General features: G+C 67.0%; 16 protein-coding genes and 5 pseudogenes. 11 read left to right on the top strand and 10 right to left on the bottom strand.

The window, feature by feature from the left end:
* Window positions 1-69: 69 nt before the first annotated feature.
* From AB0C66_RS17705 to AB0C66_RS17715, 3 genes and pseudogenes are all read left to right on the top strand, one after another.
* The gene (locus AB0C66_RS17705; RefSeq protein ID WP_362438663.1) at window positions 70-738 is read left to right on the top strand and encodes a DUF4232 domain-containing protein; all 669 of its coding nucleotides are present in this window, start codon (window positions 70-72) and stop codon (window positions 736-738) included.
* 216 nt (window positions 739-954) lie between these two features.
* Window positions 955-1,080 (top strand): DUF4158 domain-containing protein, encoded by a 126-nt coding sequence (locus AB0C66_RS17710; protein WP_362438666.1) that lies wholly within the window; start codon window positions 955-957, stop codon window positions 1,078-1,080.
* 92 nt (window positions 1,081-1,172) lie between these two features.
* A pseudogene (locus tag AB0C66_RS17715) lies at window positions 1,173-1,457 on the top strand (Tn3 family transposase); the annotation flags it as partial.
* A gap of 17 nt (window positions 1,458-1,474) precedes the next feature.
* Here AB0C66_RS17715 and AB0C66_RS17720 read toward each other — a convergent pair.
* From AB0C66_RS17720 to AB0C66_RS17730, 3 genes are all read right to left on the bottom strand, one after another.
* Window positions 1,475-2,134: a recombinase family protein gene (locus AB0C66_RS17720; RefSeq protein ID WP_362438839.1), complete on the bottom strand. Its 660-nt coding sequence runs from the start codon at window positions 2,132-2,134 to the stop codon at window positions 1,475-1,477.
* A 93-nt stretch (window positions 2,135-2,227) separates the two neighbouring features.
* Window positions 2,228-3,346, bottom strand: coding sequence for a hypothetical protein (locus tag AB0C66_RS17725; RefSeq protein ID WP_362438669.1), 1,119 nt, complete (start codon window positions 3,344-3,346; stop codon window positions 2,228-2,230).
* A 374-nt stretch (window positions 3,347-3,720) separates the two neighbouring features.
* Entirely contained in the window at window positions 3,721-4,305 is a 585-nt protein-coding gene (locus tag AB0C66_RS17730) for a TetR/AcrR family transcriptional regulator (RefSeq protein WP_362438672.1), read from the bottom strand.
* A gap of 293 nt (window positions 4,306-4,598) precedes the next feature.
* Here AB0C66_RS17730 and AB0C66_RS17735 point away from each other — a divergent pair, with 293 nt between their 5' ends.
* The 3 genes from AB0C66_RS17735 to AB0C66_RS17745 all read left to right on the top strand — a co-directional run bounded on the left by AB0C66_RS17735 (window position 4,599) and on the right by AB0C66_RS17745 (window position 6,850).
* A complete protein-coding gene (locus AB0C66_RS17735) occupies window positions 4,599-5,543 on the top strand; it encodes an oxidoreductase (protein ID WP_362438675.1) in 945 nt (314 codons plus the stop codon).
* 175 nt (window positions 5,544-5,718) lie between these two features.
* Window positions 5,719-6,453, top strand: a complete 735-nt coding sequence (locus AB0C66_RS17740) for a recombinase family protein (protein WP_362438678.1) — start codon at window positions 5,719-5,721, stop codon at window positions 6,451-6,453.
* A 250-nt stretch (window positions 6,454-6,703) separates the two neighbouring features.
* Window positions 6,704-6,850, top strand: a complete 147-nt coding sequence (locus tag AB0C66_RS17745; RefSeq protein ID WP_362438681.1) for a hypothetical protein — start codon at window positions 6,704-6,706, stop codon at window positions 6,848-6,850.
* A gap of 526 nt (window positions 6,851-7,376) precedes the next feature.
* On the opposite strand, the gene AB0C66_RS17750 is transcribed toward AB0C66_RS17745, so the two are convergent.
* Entirely contained in the window at window positions 7,377-7,769 is a 393-nt protein-coding gene (locus AB0C66_RS17750; protein ID WP_362438684.1) for an aldo/keto reductase, read from the bottom strand.
* A gap of 15 nt (window positions 7,770-7,784) precedes the next feature.
* Between AB0C66_RS17750 and AB0C66_RS17755 the strand changes: the two genes are divergently transcribed.
* From AB0C66_RS17755 to AB0C66_RS17775, 5 genes and pseudogenes are all read left to right on the top strand, one after another.
* Window positions 7,785-8,174 (top strand): MarR family transcriptional regulator, encoded by a 390-nt coding sequence (locus AB0C66_RS17755; protein ID WP_362438687.1) that lies wholly within the window; start codon window positions 7,785-7,787, stop codon window positions 8,172-8,174.
* A 627-nt stretch (window positions 8,175-8,801) separates the two neighbouring features.
* Window positions 8,802-8,936 (top strand): cold shock domain-containing protein, encoded by a 135-nt coding sequence (locus AB0C66_RS17760; RefSeq protein WP_362438690.1) that lies wholly within the window; start codon window positions 8,802-8,804, stop codon window positions 8,934-8,936.
* Window positions 8,937-9,265: 329 nt separating this feature from the next.
* On the top strand, window positions 9,266-10,735 hold the full coding sequence (locus AB0C66_RS17765) for a DEAD/DEAH box helicase (protein ID WP_362438693.1): 1,470 nt from the start codon (window positions 9,266-9,268) through the stop codon (window positions 10,733-10,735).
* Between the two features lie 88 nt (window positions 10,736-10,823).
* Window positions 10,824-11,227: pseudogene (locus AB0C66_RS17770) on the top strand (hypothetical protein).
* 54 nt (window positions 11,228-11,281) lie between these two features.
* The gene (locus tag AB0C66_RS17775; RefSeq protein WP_362438696.1) at window positions 11,282-11,593 is read left to right on the top strand and encodes an SCO5918 family protein; all 312 of its coding nucleotides are present in this window, start codon (window positions 11,282-11,284) and stop codon (window positions 11,591-11,593) included.
* 150 nt (window positions 11,594-11,743) lie between these two features.
* Here the strand turns inward: AB0C66_RS17775 and AB0C66_RS17780 are convergent, their stop codons facing one another.
* The 6 genes and pseudogenes from AB0C66_RS17780 to AB0C66_RS17805 all read right to left on the bottom strand — a co-directional run.
* Window positions 11,744-12,178, bottom strand: coding sequence for a DUF6196 family protein (locus AB0C66_RS17780; protein ID WP_362438699.1), 435 nt, complete (start codon window positions 12,176-12,178; stop codon window positions 11,744-11,746).
* Window positions 12,179-12,469: 291 nt separating this feature from the next.
* A complete protein-coding gene (locus tag AB0C66_RS17785; protein WP_362438702.1) occupies window positions 12,470-12,907 on the bottom strand; it encodes a VOC family protein in 438 nt (145 codons plus the stop codon).
* A 57-nt stretch (window positions 12,908-12,964) separates the two neighbouring features.
* Window positions 12,965-13,372 (bottom strand): annotated as a pseudogene (locus AB0C66_RS17790) (hypothetical protein); the annotation flags it as partial.
* Window positions 13,373-13,666: 294 nt separating this feature from the next.
* Window positions 13,667-13,839, bottom strand: a pseudogene (locus tag AB0C66_RS17795) (IS5/IS1182 family transposase); the annotation flags it as partial.
* A gap of 453 nt (window positions 13,840-14,292) precedes the next feature.
* Window positions 14,293-15,780 carry a methyltransferase domain-containing protein gene (locus AB0C66_RS17800; protein WP_362438842.1) on the bottom strand — a complete coding sequence of 496 codons (1,488 nt, stop codon included), beginning with the start codon at window positions 15,778-15,780 and terminating at the stop codon, window positions 14,293-14,295.
* 348 nt (window positions 15,781-16,128) lie between these two features.
* Window positions 16,129-16,496: pseudogene (locus AB0C66_RS17805) on the bottom strand (integrase); the annotation flags it as partial.
* Between the last annotated feature and the right edge of the window lie 39 nt (window positions 16,497-16,535).

Below are 16,535 nucleotides of genomic sequence, written 5' to 3' on the forward strand. Positions count from 1 at the left end.
TACGCCAGCGGGTGAACGCAGTCTTGAGACGTACCGCAAGACGACCACTTGACCCCCAGGGAACTTCTGATGTCGACCGCCGTGCTCAACGCCCGCACCGTCCGTACCGCCGTCGCCAGCGTCACGCTGATGGCCGCGGCTCTCACCCTGGCCGCGTGCAACAACGACGACGCGGACGGGGTCAAGCGCTCCGGTTCCGCCGAGAGCTCGGCTGCCGCCTCCACGGGCTCGGACTCCCAGAGCGGTGATGAGCAGGACGCTCCCGCGGGAGGTGGCGTCCAGGAGACCGGTGGCAAGAACGGTGGCGCGGCGGGCGGTTCCGGCTCCAAGACCACCACGTGTGACCCGGGCAAGGTGTCGATGACCGCCTCGAAGGTCTCACGTCCGGTGAACCACATGCTGCTGAAGGCCACCAATAACTCGGGCACCACCTGCAGCCTGGTCGACTGGCCCTCGCTGCGGTTCGACGACGCCCAGGCGGCGACCCCGGTCGCGGAGGACACCAAGCCGCAGGCTCTCGTCACCCTGGCCCCGGGCAAGTCCGGCTACGCGGGCATCCTCACCTCCAGCGCCGACGGCTCGGGTGCCAGCGGCACCAAGGCCACCAAGCTGGGCGTGTTCCTCAAGGGCTCGGACGCCGCCACTTCCGTCGCCCTGCCCGGCGGCTCGGTCTCCATCGACGACAGCGCCCAGGTCACCTTCTGGCAGAGCGACAGCACCAACGCCATCGACTGGTAACACACATCCACGATTCCCGCGTGACGCCGCAGCCGACTCCCCTGCGGCTGTCCGTCGGCCGACGGCCCCCGCCACCCCCGCGGGGGCCGTTCCCGTTGTTCCCGCTCTCTCCGGAGCGACATCGTCCCGGCTGTTCTCCGACGGCATTGCCCGGCCGGGGTTTGGCACTGGGGGAGTATCGGAACGGAAAGGGGCGGTAGCGGAACGATCTTCGCCATGCGGTTCGTCGCCGAGCAGCTCGGTATCGGCGACGAGCACTTCCCCGAGTACCGGCCCCGCTCGCAGACGGCGTACGAGCATGCGCGGGCGATCCGCGACAAGTACGGCTACCGGGACTGCTGAGGAAGTCGCCTCCGATCTTGTGACCGGCTCATGGCGGCGGCTGGTGTTCGCCAACCCAAACCTGACGCACGGCCTGGTCGACAAGGCGGCGTACTCGTTCTGCGTCCTGGAGCACCGCGCACCGGCACTTCTCCATCGTGCTGTTGAACGAGGCGATCGCCGACCTGGTGAACGCGCACGCCCCTCTGGACGTCTCCCAGGCGTGGGGCGACGACACCACGGTGGCCGCCGACGGCACTCACGTGGACACCTACCTCGACAACCTGCTCGCCGAGACGTCCGTCCGGTACGGCCAGCCGGGCGGGATCGCCTACCACCACATCTCCGACACCTATGTCGGCCCTGGTGTCCTAGCTCAGACACCAGCCGCAAAGTAGCGATCCGCCCCTGGGGGTCAGCTGTCGACGGGCGCCGCTACCGGGTTGAGGGTCTTGTGCACGACACCGACGGACACCTTGACGGCAGCGGTGATCTGGCGGATTGACTGGCCTTCGGCTCGGCGGGCGAGGATCACGCGGCGCTTGTCGTCGTCCACGACGGGGCGCCGGCCGCCGACGCGGCCGCGTGCGCGGGCGGAGTCGAGGCCGTTCTTCGTCTTCTTCACGATGTCGCGGCGCCGGTCTTCGGCAAGGGCGAGGGCCAGATCGAGAATGAGGGAGCGTTCGTGTGTGTGCTCGCCGGTGGCGATGCCGTCCAGCACCTTGACCGCGATGCCGCGTTGGAAGAGGTCGTTGAGGACGATCAGCCCTTCGAGAAGGTTGCGGCCGAGGCGGTCGACTTCCTGAACGGTGAGCATGTCGCCGTCGCGGAGGTTCCGGCGGGGAGCTGGGGCGCGGAGCGGCTCAGGGGTGCACGTTCGGCAAACGGTCGATAAATGAACGCGGGTGCATGCCCTGGCTATCGGGGGGATCGCCGAGGTGAGCCCAGAAGCCGCCAATAGTTGATCTTGGAGGCGTCGGCGCTTCCGGCGGGCGGCGGGGGCGCGTTCGGCGACCTGTCGGGCGACCGCGTCGACGCCGGGGCGGGCGTAGCGTTCCAGGGGAGGGTCTACCACCGTGAAGGAACAGCTGAGGCCCGGCTTGGCCAGCCAAACTACGTCCTTGGATGCACAGCACGGCCAAAGGGACAAAGGCCATGACTGTGCCGACTATGTGATGCACTTCGACATCTGACGCTCGCACAGTCTCCATGGCTGGACAATGAAAACCCAATCCTGCCGGGCGTCCATGGGGATGGAGTCGGTGCGTATATGCAGGGGCCTGCCATTGCTGTCCTGCAGCTGAACCCACCGTGCGGTCTGGTAGGAGTCGGTGTAGCGGACCTTGATGCCCCACTGGCACGACTTCCCCCGTGGGGCGATCGCCCGCACCTTGAAACCGCCCGAGGGCTGGCCGCCTCCGACCTCGATGTAATGGGTGCTGAAGTAGGACTCGCCTTGTCCCTCGGTCTCATCGGTCAGCACCGGTTCGCCGACGAGGGGCGGAATATGCAGCTGGAGACCCTCGTAGGATGCTCCGCCCTGCTCCGGAAGCCGCACGATGGTGTGCCCGGTGCTCTTCCGGCAGGTGACGTCGGTGACCTGCCAGCCGTTGATGACCACCGCGGTGGACCGGGTGCTCATCACGTTCATCTGGAACACGTCGGCGTACCCTCCGAGGGTGCTTGACACCAGCTGTTCCTTGTACCGCTTGGGGGCCTTCTCCAGCGTGGCCTTGTCGGCGAGCGGGCGACCGCCCAGCTTCTTCAGGTATGAGAAGGCGCCCGAGCGGTCGTTCTCGACGGCTACCAGTTTCTGCTTCTCTTCGGGAGTCAGTGCCCGGTCGAGAACCATGGCCCATGCTTCGGGCTCGTCTTCCTCGGGCTGCACGGACACCGTGAACGGCACCTTGTTGGCGTCGTACTCCGCGTTGGAGTCGTTCTCCCTGGTCACGCTGGGTTTGATCATAAGGTAGCCGGTCAGCGTGTCCCGGAAGACGGCCATGAAAGCGATCGACAGCATCACCAGCAAGGTCACCGCTCTGCGCCGCCGAGAGGAGCCGGGTGACACGCCGAGCGTCTCGGCGACGATCGATGCGAAGCTCTCACGCGCCCCGTTTCCCTCGTCGGCGTCGCTCTGTCGTGGGGGTTGCGCGGCCGCGGCCGGCGGGCTGCTGGCCGGGGCCCCGTTCTGCCTGGCCCGTTGTGGGGCTGGCTCCGCAAGGGTGCCGTCGGCACCACCCGGCTGCGGATCATCCCGTCTCTCGTCCGGTGGCTCGGTCGTCGTCATGCCCGTCCCCCCCGTAGGCCCGCCACGCTTCCGTCCACGGGTTGTGCCCGTGGCGTACGGTGCCCCGTCGAGCAGGCGTCACCTCTGGTGACCCACCCGTCATGGCCGGGACGCTGCCGCCGTGCATCTCCCGTTATCCCCTCCAACACCTATCCTCAGCATCGACGACAGCACGCGATATCGCCATGGTGTTCGCCTCCACTACGCGAAGAGCCCGGCTGTTCGTCGCACGCTGCCTGGACCGGCACCCTGCTGACTCTCATCCCGACTCACAGTCAGAACATCACGAGCCGCGCTCACATCACGTGCCGCCACCGCGAGGCCGTGCAGATCACCCGGGCCGCCCTCGACGCCCGGCGCACCCGCACATCGCCTCACTGCTGCACGCCCGGCTCGCCCTCGGCCATTGCTGGCAACACGCCTGCGTGCGCAGCGGCCAGTGCGACGTGCACTGCCCGGTCTGCGGTCGCCTCGTCGACCGGCTCGCCAGTGAACACGAGCCGGAAGTAGATTGGTGCGGCGAGGGCCTTGAGGAGTTCGGCAGGGTCGGTGTCCGCAGGTAGTTCGCCGCGCTCAATGGCTCGGGTGACAACGGGTTCCGCCCGCCGGAACCGGTCGTCGAAGAGGGCATGCTTGACTTCGGCGAACTGGGTGAGGCGTACGGCGTCCGAGAGGACGGTAGTGAGCAAGGCCCGGCCTGCTTGCGTGGTCATGGTGGCAACGAGGGAGCGGGCCAGCGCGCGGAGGTCACTCTCCACCGCCCCGGTGTCGGGGATCGGGATGTCCGTGGCGAAGTGGTTGGCCAGCGCGTCGGCGACAAGGCCGTCAGAGTCTTTCCAGTTCCGGTAGATCGTCGTCTTGTGTACGCCGGCCCGCTGGGCGACGCCTTCGACGGTCAGGGCTGCATACCCGCTCTCCGTGAGCTCGGTGATGGTCGCCTCCAGCACGGCGGCGCGCATCTTGGTGCCTCGCCCGACAGCGGGTGCACGCCTTGAGGGCGACCCAACAGACTCCATTGCAACTCCCAGTTGCGTTGACGGCGGAACATGCAGCAGGATCAGGCTATCGCAACTTTGAGTTGCAATGTGGCTGTGCTCTTTCGAGGCCGCAGTCACTCCTGACCCACGAATTGGAGCTCCCCATGACCCGCGACTCCTGGGCGGCCTCGCGAGCCTCCCTGCGCGACCCTGGCGACACAGCCGCGTGCGGTGACCATCACTCCGCGAACTCAATGCCGAAAACCGTTCCGTGCATGAGCTGGACACCGGACTCCATTCCTGACCAGTCGGGGCGACTGGCTGTTGTCACCGGTGCGAACAGCGGCATCGGGTACGTCACCGCTCGTGAACTCGCCCGCCGCGGCGCCTATGTCATCCTGGCCTGCCGCAGCCGCAAGCGCGGGATGGACGCAGTGGAGCGACTGCGGACCGAAGCCCCCGGCTCCCACGCCGAACTGCGCATGCTCGACCTCGCCGACCTGATATCCATCCGCAGTTTTGCTGAGGACTGGAGTCACGACCGGCTTGATCTCCTGGTCAACAACGCCGGCGTCGCCATGGTGCCGCTCTCCCGGACCGCCGACGGCTTCGAGTCCCAATTCGGCATCAACCACCTCGGCACGTTCGCGCTCACCGGCCTCCTCATGCCGCACCTGCTGGCCGCCGGCGATCCGCGCGTGGTCACGGTCAGCAGTGAGGGCCAGCGATTCGCCCGATTCGACATGGCCAACCTCAATGCTGAGCATCGCTACCGAACGGCGTTTGCCTACGTGCAGTCCAAACGGGCCAATCTCTACTTCGCCATGGAACTGCAGCGGAGGGCCGACACCGCCGGGCTGAGGCTGCGCAGCATGGCTGTCGCCCCCGGACTCACCCGCTCCAACGTGCTCACCGGCGGCGCCAACAGCAACCGGGGTCGCGCATACGGTCTCCTCGCGCGCCTGCTCTTGCGCATCGCTTTCCGCCCCACACCAGACGGCGCCAAGACCTCCTTGTGTGCCTCAACCGTCCCCGACCTGCCCGGGGGAAGCTACGTCGTGCCCGATGGGCCGTTCCAGCTCCGTGGCGAGCCCGTCCTTCGCAGCCGGGAACGGGCTATCCAGGACTCCTCTACAGCCCACAAGCTGTGGGTGCTCTCCGAGCAGCTCACCGGCGTGCACTACTCATTGTCCGCAGAACCGCCTTCTCAGAATCAGTAGTTCTGAGAGATCGCGAACCACCGAAGGGCCATGTCCGGGTTGCCCCTGATCTTCGTTCTCACAACCTCTCGCAAAACAGCTTTCGCACAAAGCCCCTCGCGATAGGTTCTGCGACACGCCAGAGCCCGCCGAACCGGCCGCCGTCGTCGAACAGTTCGACTGCCCCACCTGTGAGGTGCCCGCCGGAAGCACCTGCCGCGCCCGCGGCGGCAAGGTCACCCCGAAGTACCACAACCCGCGCTGCATGCTCGCCCCTCAGTTCCGCGCCGAACTCGAAGTCCGCACCCTCGCCGACCGCGGCCCCGGCCACGCCTGGGATATGGGCCCGACCATCGACGCCGCCGTACCCGAGGCCACCACAAAGCCCACGAGAGTGGGGTACGCCCGGTGCAGCACGGCCCAGCAGGAACTCCGGAGCCAGCTCGACGCGCTCGCCGAGGCCGGGTGCGACCCAGTGTTCTCCGAGAAGATCAGCACCCGCATCAAGGTCCGGCCCGAGTTGGTCAAGGCGATGGACTTCGCCCGCACCATCAAGAAGGCCGTCCCCCACCAACGGGTGATCTTCACCGTGCACGAGATGAAGCGTCTGGGGCGCGGCGCCGCCGAACTCCTGGCCATCGCCGCAGACCTGCGCCACAACGACATCCAGCTCGCACTCCTCACTGGCCCCCTCCAAGGGGTCTACGACCCCTCCGGCCACGGCGCCGCCCTCTTCGCGTCCGCCCGCGAGCGCGGCCGGCACGGCGGACGCCCCAAGGTCGTCGACGACGACATGGCCGACTTCGCCCGATCCACGCGGGCCAACGGGTTCCCGTCCCCGAGATCGCCCGCAAGCTGGTCATCACCTCGGGCAAGAACCAGGGCAAGCGGCCCTCGGTCGCCACCGTCTACCGCATCCTCGCGAGGATGAACAGGAGGGCTGAGGGGACACCGGGATTCCAAGATCAACCCATTGCCCCTTTGACACCCGTATCGTCGGCGATACCCCTCGAAGGGCTCGACGCGGCGGCCCGCAAGGGCAAGCACGGCGGCCGCCCGCCGGTCATCACCGAGGACATGCTGCACACCGTGCTGCGGCGCCGTGCGAACGGCGAGTCGATGGGGCAGATCCAGCACGACCTGATCATCCCCACCGGCAAGCGCAAGGGGCAGAACCCTCGGTGGCCAGCGTCTACCGGGCACTCGCCGAGCACGCCAAGCGCGACGCGTACCCGGAAGCCGTCGAAGCGGCGCACGCCGACGTTGCCGCCCTCCAGACCCGCGAACTCCCCGGCCCCCGTACGGTGATGGTGGAGTCCGCTCGCTGACGCGGTACTGCGTCAGCGGATACCGCTCATTCCCGTTCCGATACTCCCCGAGGGCCGGTTTCCCGATAGTGAGCCCGGGGTGACCTGATGCCCCGACGGCCTGATGGCGGGCTGATTCATCCCCCCGTCCACCGGGACCGGACGGACCAGCCGGTCGCGGTCCGGACATGGTCCAGGATGAGTTCGAAATGCCCGCCGGGGTGGAAGCGACGTGCTGGGAGCACGCACCGCTTTCAGACGGTCAGCAGGCCAACCGCAATGGGCGACTTTGCCGCCGCGGGCGCGGCAGGTGCTTCCGGCGGGCACCTCACACGTAGGGCGGTCGATGCCGGGCGGCGACACCATCGGCGAGTGTGTGCGGCAGTTGATCAGCCCGGGGATGGCGAGCCCGCCACGGCCGCCGCGGCTCGGCGAAGCGGGGGTCGTCCGTCACCCCGGACGTCATCAGCGCCGTCAGCCGCTGATGACGAGATCGGCGGGCGCCGCTGCGGTCGCGCGTCCGGGCCTCCTCGCGGGGAGCGGTGCGTCAGTTGTCGACGCGGTGCATCAACTGTTCGGGATAGCGGAGCCCGGCGGCGGCGCCGGGCGGCACAGCGGCCTCGAGGGCGGCGAGCTGGTGGGCGTCCAGACGAATCCCGGCGGCCGCGGTGTTCTCCTCAAGGTAGGTGATGCGCTTGGTGCCGGGGATGGGGACGATTTCCTCGCCCTGGTGGAGCAGCCAGGCCAGTGCGAGCTGGGTGGGTGTGATGCCGGCCTCGGCGGCCAGCGAACGCACCCGGTCGGCCAGGCGCAGGTTGGCGCGTAGGTTCTCGCCCTGGAAACGGGGGTCGTGGCGACGGTAGTCGTCCTCCGCCAGCGAGGCGGTGTCGGAGATGGCGCCGGAGAGGAAGCCGCGGCCGACGGGGGAGTAGGGGACCAAGGCGACGCCGACGAGGTGGTCGCCCTCTTCGCCAGGATCACTGACCGCTACACCCGGGAGTTCGAGGCCGCCGCAGCCCATCACGGCCTCACTCCGCAGCAGGTCAAGACCCTGGTGGCGCTGGACGAGACCCCGCAGCCGATGCGCCGGGTCGCGGAGCGGCTGGGTGCCGAGCCGTCGAACCTCACCGGCGTCGTGGACCGGCTGCAGACCCGGGGCCTGGTCGAACGACAGCCGGACCCCAACGACCGGCGGATCAAGCTGCTCGCCACCACCGAGGCCGGAAGGATGGCCGCCCGGGATCTACGGGACCGGCTGCGCTTCGCCCGCGATCCGCTGGCCGCCCTCGCCGAACCTCAGCGGCGTGACCTTCGCGACCTGCTCCAGCTCATGGCCGACTCCTAGCCCTCTGGGAGGGGAGGCGATCCGCTCCCAGGTCCAGGGAATTGCGTCCAGCTTCGCCGCCGCCGACGAAGCCGATGTCATCGTGGCGCTCGCAGCTATGGTCGCGTTACCTGCGTCTCTTTGGCGACGCCCGCGAAGCTGAGGGGAGTTGACACCTGCCCGCTGCGCGGCAGCCGACCGTTCCGCGACCTATGGCCGCGCGGTGGTGCGGGCCACTGCCGCAGGCCAACTGATGGCCGCCTCCCGGTCCGCCTGCTGCCGGTCGACCGGGTCGCGGCTGGTCTCATGTGTCCTCCGAGCTGTGAACGACGACCACTCTTCCTGAAACCTTGCGCCCCGGACGGATCAATATCTATGACCGTGAGGTGAGGGTTTACGCACTGTGCGATGAGTGTTTTTGCCGCAACGAACAGAGCAAAATCTTTTTAGCGCGCACAGACCGCTAGGATATGGTACTGTCGCTCTCAGTTGCAGTCTTGATTCCCGAACTTGAAGCGCCTCTGTCTGTATTTTCAGGCGCTGGAAGCATTTTGTATTTCCGGTCATTCTTCCGGGTGGGGCATCATCGCGGCGACCCGGTATCCGCGCATTGACGGGTCCGGCGTACTGCCCCAGAGGAGATATGACATGGCGTCCGGCACCGTGAAGTGGTTCAACGCAGCCAAGGGTTTCGGCTTCATCGAGCAAGACAGTGGCGGCGCTGATGTGTTCATCGCGTCATGCCAGAAGGGCCCGACAGCCGAGAACATCGTTCCCGTCTGAGACTGACGCGCATTTGGTGGCTGGGCCCGCATCCCTCGCGGTGTGGGTGGGCCCCGCGTTACGGGCATTTCCCGCCGTGGTCGCACCTGTGGAATCCCGCCGCCCGCAGCTCTTTCCCCCGGAATGTGTGCCCCTTCGAGGCTGGACCCGTCGTAGTCCTGGACTCCACGTCCGCGCGACGTCACCCATTTCACTGCCTGCAACCTGCATCAGATTCACTACAAGCCAGATTTACTTTCGCATCCTATTCGGCCCGTTCTTGTGCTTCTCCGCGCTGCTCTTCCGCTGCGGGAATTCCTTCATACGTGCCGTATCAAGGAAGGTTCGCAATGACCGCCACACATACGAACGGCCGCTCCTCCCACCCCCGCCGCGCCGGCGGCCCCGCTTTCCGCCCCGGCGCCGGTTCGGACCGGGGCGGCCGCTTCGGCTCGCCCACCCCGAGCCGTTCAGGAGGTCCGCGCCGCTCGGGCGGCTACGGCCGACGGCCCGCAGCCGTCATGGGCGAGTTCGCCCTGCCGAAGACGATCACTCCCGGGTTGCCCGCCGTCGAGGCGTTCGCCGGCCTCGACATGCCCGAGCAGCTGCTGGCCGAGCTCACCGCACAAGGCGTGACCGTCCCGTTTCCGATCCAGGGCGCGACACTACCCAACACCCTCGCCGGACGCGACGCCCTGGGACGCGGACGCACCGGCTCCGGCAAGACCCTTGCCTTCGGCCTGGCCCTGCTGGCCCGCACCGCCGGACAGCGCGCCGAGCCCCGCCAGCCGTTGGCTCTGATCCTCGTGCCGACGCGTGAGCTGGCCCAGCAGGTGACCGACGCGCTCTCCCCCTACGCCCGCTCGGTGAAGCTGCGCCTGGCAACCGTCGTCGGCGGAATGTCGATCCGCCGCCAGTCCAGCGCCCTGCGCGATGGCGCCGAGGTCGTCGTCGCGACACCGGGTCGCCTCAAGGACCTCATCGACCGCGGTGACTGTCGACTGGACCAGGTCGCGATCACCGTCCTTGACGAGGCCGATCAGATGGCCGACATGGGCTTCATGCACCAGGTCACCGCGCTCCTGGACCAGGTCCGCCCCGAGGGCCAGCGGATGCTGTTCTCCGCCACCCTCGACCGCAACGTCGATCTCCTGGTCCGCCGCTACCTCACCGACCCGGTCGTCCACTCCGTCGACCCGTCCGCAAGTGCGGTCACCACGATGGAGCACCACGTGCTGCACGTCCACGGCGCGGACAAGCACCAGACGACGACGGAGATCGCGGCGCGCGAGGGCCGGGTGATCATGTTCCTGGACACCAAGCACGCCGTCGACCGGCTGACGAAGGACCTGCTGAACAGCGGTGTCCGGGCCGCCGCCCTGCATGGCGGGAAGTCGCAGCCGCAGCGCACCCGGACGCTGGCCCAGTTCAAGACCGGGCACATCACTGTGCTCGTGGCGACGAACGTCGCGGCGCGCGGCATCCACGTGGACAACCTCGACCTCGTCGTCAACGTCGACCCCCCGACCGACCACAAGGACTACCTCCACCGCGGGGGCCGTACCGCGCGGGCCGGCGAGTCCGGTAGCGTCGTCACCCTGGTCACCCCCGACCAGCGCCGCGACATGACCCGCCTCATGACGGCCGCCGGCATCGTGCCCCGGACCACCCAGGTCCGCTCCGGGGAAAAGACACTCAGCCAGATCACCGGCGCCCAGACCCCCTCCGGCATCCCCGTGACGATCACCGCGCCGGTGGCCGAGCGGCATAAGCGCCGCGCGCCCTCACGCGGCCGACGCAGCCCCGCTTCGGCTGCCTAGCGCGTGTCCGTGCGGCAGCCCTCGTTCGGTGCGACGAACCTAGAACCTTCGTGATCAGGAACTGACCCACCTCTGCGGGAGGCACGTTTTGACGCCAATTCAGGTGCGGCCTCGCTCGGCGAATGCTTCCCTCTGCCACAGGACGGTGGCCGACGCCATGGACACAGCCGGACCGCAGGTCTGTGACGACATGACCGTCGAGGTCGCCCTGTCCGTCATGGCAAGCGCCCGCACCGGGCACCTGCGTGTCTGCGACAACGACGGCCTGTGCACCGGGCTGGTCACCCAGGCCCAGCTCGCCGCAGTCCGCGACAGGTCTACGTACACGGACCGGGTCCAGCTGCGCGACATCCTCGGATGCCATGAGCCGTTCGCCTCGCCGTGACCACCATGATGGAAGCCGAGCACGCGATGCGCTGCCGCCGACGCGATTCCCTGTCTGGCGTCGACAAACAAGGCAGCGCTCCGGGTGTCCTCGCCCCTGCCCGCTGAGCCACCTCACCGCGGCAGAACCACCCCCCGTCATTCTTCTTCCTGTGAGGCATCATGCGCTGTGTCATCGCACGCTTCCCGTTCGAGCTCACCCAAAGCGGCGTCCTGGAAGCAATGAAGGGCGTCAAGCCCGAGCAGGTCGTCGGCGAGTGCGTGATCATCGGTCGCCGAACCTACCCCGTCAAGCAGGTCGGCCAGATCGTCACACGCCAGGACCCCCGCGATTTCAGCGCCGGCGAAGTCCTCCGGGCCATGGCCAAGCTCGGTTTCACCTGCCGTGGCCTTCCCCCCGCCGCGCCCACGCGCGTCCTCAACCCGGTGGAACACGCCTCCGCGATGCTTGGTGGAGCCCCTGCGGCCCTCTGACCGACGGTCAGGCGTGAGCCTCCACCAAAACAGCAGTGAGGGTTCCTCGGCGCGGCGGTTCAGTGGTCGGAGTAGCTGAAGTCGCCCATGGTCTCCGGCTGTAGATCGAAGTCTTCACCGTTTGTGGGTGGATCGTCGCCTGCCAACAGGTCAGCTGACTCGTAGCGTCCTGACGACCGCGATGGCCTGATCCAGCAAGTCGATGGGACAGCCCCAGTAGTCATAGATGCCGCCGCGGGAGCGGTTGCTGCCACAGACAACAAATACGCCGGTCCCCAGCTCAGCCTTGAGGTGGGTGGCCAGCCAGCCGACGAAACCGCTGTTGTCCACGTGATCGGCGAAGTGGAAGGAGAAGATTCCGAAGCGTTCGACGCCGTCGCCCTCCTGGGCGAACGGGACGAGGCGGCTCCAACTCTCCCGGTCCCGAACGACCGCCAGCGTCTCGCCGGTGAGCGCCGGCGGCTGGTCGGCCGGAGACTCTTCAAAACACCAGACACCGTCGTGTACGACGAGGTCAGCCTGGGCGATCACACGACGTAGCCGTTGCTCTGTCTGTTCCGCATTCTCCATACTCACACTGACCATCAGCGAGACTCCTTGATCCGTGAAGCGACCATCCCACCCGGGGATCATCGCGCGATCGCACCCTCTGTCGGAACGAAGGCTCCTGACAGGGCTACCGTCGTCGCAACGCCCTCGCCGTCTCGTCTATTTCGCACGCGGCCTTCCTCATCTCCGGAAACTCCGACGAGCAAGGTCGCGATTTTCATGGCCGTTGAGCAGCTCGCCGCCGGTAATGGCTAGTGCGTGATCGCTTCTGATGGCGGCGTCTCCATCGCCTCGTGCAGGCGCGAGCCTCATTGACCTGATCGGCCGTCAGTTCTTCTTCAGCTCCTGGGCGAGCATCACAAGGATGCCGCTGGGGCCACGGACGTACGTGAGCTTGTAGATGTCCTCATAGGTCGCCACACCGCGAAGCGGACGGCATCCGTGCTTCGCGGCTACCGCAAGGGCTTCATCGATGTCGTCGACCGAGAAGGCGACGCGATGCATGCCGATCTCGTGGGGAAGAGTGGGCTTCGACTCGATCGCTTCGGGGTGGATGTACTCGAAGAGCTCAAGGCGACCGTGACCGTCTGGCGTCTGGAGCATCGCAATCTTGGCGTGATTCCCATCAAGGCCGACGGCAGTGTCGGTCCACTCACCACTGACCGTGTCACGGCCGAGGACCGTGAGGCCGAGGTCGGTGAAAAAGGAGATCGTCGCTTCGAGGTCGCGAACGGCGATGCCGACGTTCTCAAGTTTGATGGCCATGCGTTGCATGCTACCGAGGCGGGCCGATCAGGTACTGCCGACAAGGTCGCAGCCGTGAATCAGGACACTGTCGAGATTGACCGTGACCTGTCCACCGGCGTCCGGAGCGTGTTTGCCCGGCGGTAAGGACGTCGATCAGGTGGGATGCCGTCGAGTCAGAGGTGACCGGGCCGAAGACGGCAGGCTCGCACCGCAGCACCGCAGCACCGCAGCACCGCAGCACCGCAGCACCGCAGCACCGCAGCACCGCAGCACCGCAGCACCGCAGCACCGCAGGCCCGCAGCACCGCAGCACCGCGACATCCGAGAGGCAGCCACCGCCGAGCGCGACCGCCAAGGCGACGCCCAGGAGATCCTTGTCTCGCGGACCGTCTCGACCGGCAGTACCGCACCGGCTTGCGAATTCACCCCGCGACCGCCGCCCTCGACGCGGACACGCGGGTGGGACCCGATCCGCTTCTTCACCTGGGAAGCGCCTCCGACGGTGGCGGGAACAAGGACCTCAGTCGGACAGCCCGCCTCGTGAAAGCGCGAGGTCAAAGATGAGAGTGCGGTCACGGATCAGACACTTCACCGCAAGTGCCGGCCCCGTGGACGTCCATGGCGAGGTTTCTCGCAAGTTGTGTGGTCCGGGTTGCTACGCGGTGGTCCGCCGCGCGTAATCCTCGATCTGGATCTTCATACGAGGCATGCGAGGCCGCACATCAGCAGCAGCGGAACAGGACCGGTCAGCAGGGCTCGAAGTCCTCGCGGTCGGCACCCGTTCCGGTCCGTGATCAGGTGGACCTTCGATCCCGAATTGCCACGGTCGGTCGGACTCGGTCCCGTCAGCGGCCCCCTTTTGCCGCCCGGTGGCTGACGGAGCCGATCGCACACCGCGACCAGTCCAGCTCGCCGCGGGCGCCGAGTGCATCGAGGATGACGCGGTGGAGACCACGTGCCGGAACGGCACGCATCACTCGTCCGGCACCAGCCGTTCAACCAATCCGTCGTCTTTGTTCCGGTCGCTCATCGGTAACAAGTGGAGGATGGCGGACGTGCGGGCCAGGGCAAGGCAGGCCAGGCGACGGAGCACGGAGGGCGATGACGGCGCGCGACTGGCGGGCGCGTGAACAGCGCGTGTGTGGGGAGCGAAACTGCCGATGTCTGATCGACCAGGGAACCCACGAGCAGGGCGGATGACGTATCGGCGCCCAAGGTGTGGCAGCGCCGCGCACGCTCCCCCTGCGTCGATGGCGAGGGCGCTGTAGCCGCCACTCCTATGCCTGGGAACGGCCGTCCGGGGGAGCATTGCACGGCGAAAAAATCGCCCTCGTCCTGGACACTGCGGTCGTACGCCGTTGGTGCGGCCGGGCGGCGGGCGGGGCCCGTCACCCGGCCGTAAGCTATCGCGTGAAGTGGAAGATGCCCCACGTCACTTGGTTGTTCCTGCCGCCCTCGACCCAGTTGGTGAGACCCTTCTTCATACGCGCGAGGTAGTCGGCGCTCACCTGGTCGGCCAGGCCGTCAGCCTCCTGACGCCGCGTCTCGTCCAGTACCCGGGCGTAGTGGGTGATCAGTTGCTCCCGGTGTTCCTCGAAGCCGCCGCCGACCTCGGTGAATCCGAGTCGCGCCAGTTCATGGCGGTAGAAGTCGGGCGAGCCCATATCCTCCAGGTGGATGCGGTCCAGGATGGGGCGCAGTGTCTCGGCCGGGCAGCCGTCCACCGCCATGGGGTCGGTGAAGATCAAGTGGCCGCCCGGGTGCAGCACACGGGCAGCCTCCTCCAAGGGACGGTCGCGGTTGCCGCTGTGGAGCAGGGCGTCCTGGGACCAGACCACGTCGACGCTCTGGTCCGGAAGTGGGATGTTCTCGAAGGAGCCGTCCACCACCTCAATGGCTTCGCTGAGTCCGCGCTCGGCGTTCAGCATGCGGTGACGGGCGTTCTCCACCTCGCTGAGGTTGAGCGCGATGACTCGGCAGCCGTAGGTCTCGGCGAGGTACCGCGCGGAGCCGCCGAAGCCCGCCCCGAGATCGAGTACGACGGATGAGGCCGTCAGGTCGAGCTGTCGCGCCATGCGTTCCACGGTGCGTCTGCTGGCCTCGGCTATTGGCTCGTCAGGCCGGTCGTAGATGCCGATGTGGATGTCTTCTCCTCCCCAGACCTGGGAGTAGAAGGCGTCAGCGTCCGCCGAGTTGTAGTAGTCGCGCGCGGTCCCCACGGCCTCGGAATATTCCACGGGCGGTTCGGCTGTGATCCGGTATTCCTTCTCCGCGACATGAATGAAGAAGTCGGGCCGCTCTTCCCGGTTGGTGTGCTGGAAGTCGCCGTACGTCTCGATCCGCTGGAAGCCGACCTCCTGCATGAGTCTGCGTGTGTAGTCCTTGCGCAGCGGGAACATGTTCAGGTGGTAGACGGATTTGTCCGGGAAGCTGTAGCGCATGCGCACCAACCCCTCGTCCACATACTCCGGTTCGACCGCGACGTCCTTCCCGCAGTAGTAGTACACGTGTTTGCTGGTGTAGCCGCGATCAAGGATCGCGTCGTAGTTGCGCTGGTCGAGGACGAGGATCCCGTCGTGCTTGAGCATCGCGTAGAACTCCGCGAGTGCCTTGCGCCGGTCGCGCTCAGAGAATAGATGGGTGAAGGAGTTCCCTAGGCAGACGATGGCGTCGTACTCGCCGTGGGCGTCACGATTGAGCCAGCGCCAGTCCGCCTGTACGACGCGGAGGATGTGCTCACCGTGCTTGAGCCCGTTGTCGAATGCCTGGGCAAGCATCTCGGCACTGCCATCGGCGCTCACGGTCTCGAATCCGGCCTCCAGGAGCCGGACCGAATGAAAACCGGTCCCAGTGGCCACGTCGAGCACCTTTTTGACGCCACGCTCCCGCAGGAGGTCAATGAAAAACGTTCCCTCGCTCTCCGTCCGCCTATCCCAATCGATGAGCGAGTCCCACTTTTCGACGAAACTGGGTACGTACTCCTCTGTGTAGTGATCGGTGTCCCGGACGTCGACTGGATTGTGTCCGAATTTCTGTACAGGATGTGCAGAAATAACGAAACCTCCGGTGCTGAGACGGCAGACAACGGCACCCGTGCCCGCCGGGGCGTCTTCCCGGCGCCACGAGATGCATGCCGCTGGAAGGGCAATCCCTCTGCAAAAAGCAGGAAAATCACCTTACTCAACCAGAAATAGAGTGACTCATCCTCATTTTACCTACTTCTTCCAGGGAAGTGGCTATCCGGCCTCTTGTAAGATCCCCCAGACGGTGGGTGCGGCCACCTCCACGCCCAGGACGAGCAGTTCGCCGTGCAGGCGGCGATATCCCCAGCCGGGGTTCTCCCGCGACAGGCGCAACCCCAGGGCCCGCACGGAATGGACGGTCCCAGGCCGTCCCGAGCGCTTGGGCCGGAAGGCGACAGTATGGCGGTGTGCGAGAAAGGTCGCGGTGCCAGCGCAGCACCGTGGCCGGACGAACCAGCAGCCGCATTGTTCGGAGCACGCCCATGGGGAGCCGGTGCAGTAGCGCCGCCAGAAATGCCCGGTCGCCCGGGGGTGCACCGTGCGAACGTATGCGTCACGCCCGAGCAGGCCAGTCGCAGCAGCATGGTCGATGATTCACGACGCACTGACCGCCGGCTGTGCGA

It is taken from the genome of Streptomyces sp. NPDC048636 (assembly GCF_040650655.1).
Classification (GTDB): domain Bacteria; phylum Actinomycetota; class Actinomycetes; order Streptomycetales; family Streptomycetaceae; genus Streptomyces.

What these genes read in the sequence shown, in the direction of transcription:
- AB0C66_RS17760 (WP_362438690.1), top strand. Translation starts at nt 8,802, where the DNA reads ATGGCGTCCGGCACCGTGAAGTGGTTCAACGCAGCCAAGGGTTTCGGC.
- AB0C66_RS17765 (WP_362438693.1), top strand. Translation starts at nt 9,266, where the DNA reads ATGACCGCCACACATACGAACGGCCGCTCCTCCCACCCCCGCCGCGCC.
- AB0C66_RS17725 (WP_362438669.1), bottom strand. Translation starts at nt 3,346, where the DNA reads ATGACGACGACCGAGCCACCGGACGAGAGACGGGATGATCCGCAGCCG.
- AB0C66_RS17730 (WP_362438672.1), bottom strand. Translation starts at nt 4,305, where the DNA reads ATGCGCGCCGCCGTGCTGGAGGCGACCATCACCGAGCTCACGGAGAGC.
- AB0C66_RS17785 (WP_362438702.1), bottom strand. Translation starts at nt 12,907, where the DNA reads ATGGCCATCAAACTTGAGAACGTCGGCATCGCCGTTCGCGACCTCGAA.
- AB0C66_RS17775 (WP_362438696.1), top strand. Translation starts at nt 11,282, where the DNA reads ATGCGCTGTGTCATCGCACGCTTCCCGTTCGAGCTCACCCAAAGCGGC.
- AB0C66_RS17710 (WP_362438666.1), top strand. Translation starts at nt 955, where the DNA reads ATGCGGTTCGTCGCCGAGCAGCTCGGTATCGGCGACGAGCACTTCCCC.
- AB0C66_RS17780 (WP_362438699.1), bottom strand. Translation starts at nt 12,178, where the DNA reads ATGGTCAGTGTGAGTATGGAGAATGCGGAACAGACAGAGCAACGGCTA.
- AB0C66_RS17735 (WP_362438675.1), top strand. Translation starts at nt 4,599, where the DNA reads ATGAGCTGGACACCGGACTCCATTCCTGACCAGTCGGGGCGACTGGCT.
- AB0C66_RS17705 (WP_362438663.1), top strand. Translation starts at nt 70, where the DNA reads ATGTCGACCGCCGTGCTCAACGCCCGCACCGTCCGTACCGCCGTCGCC.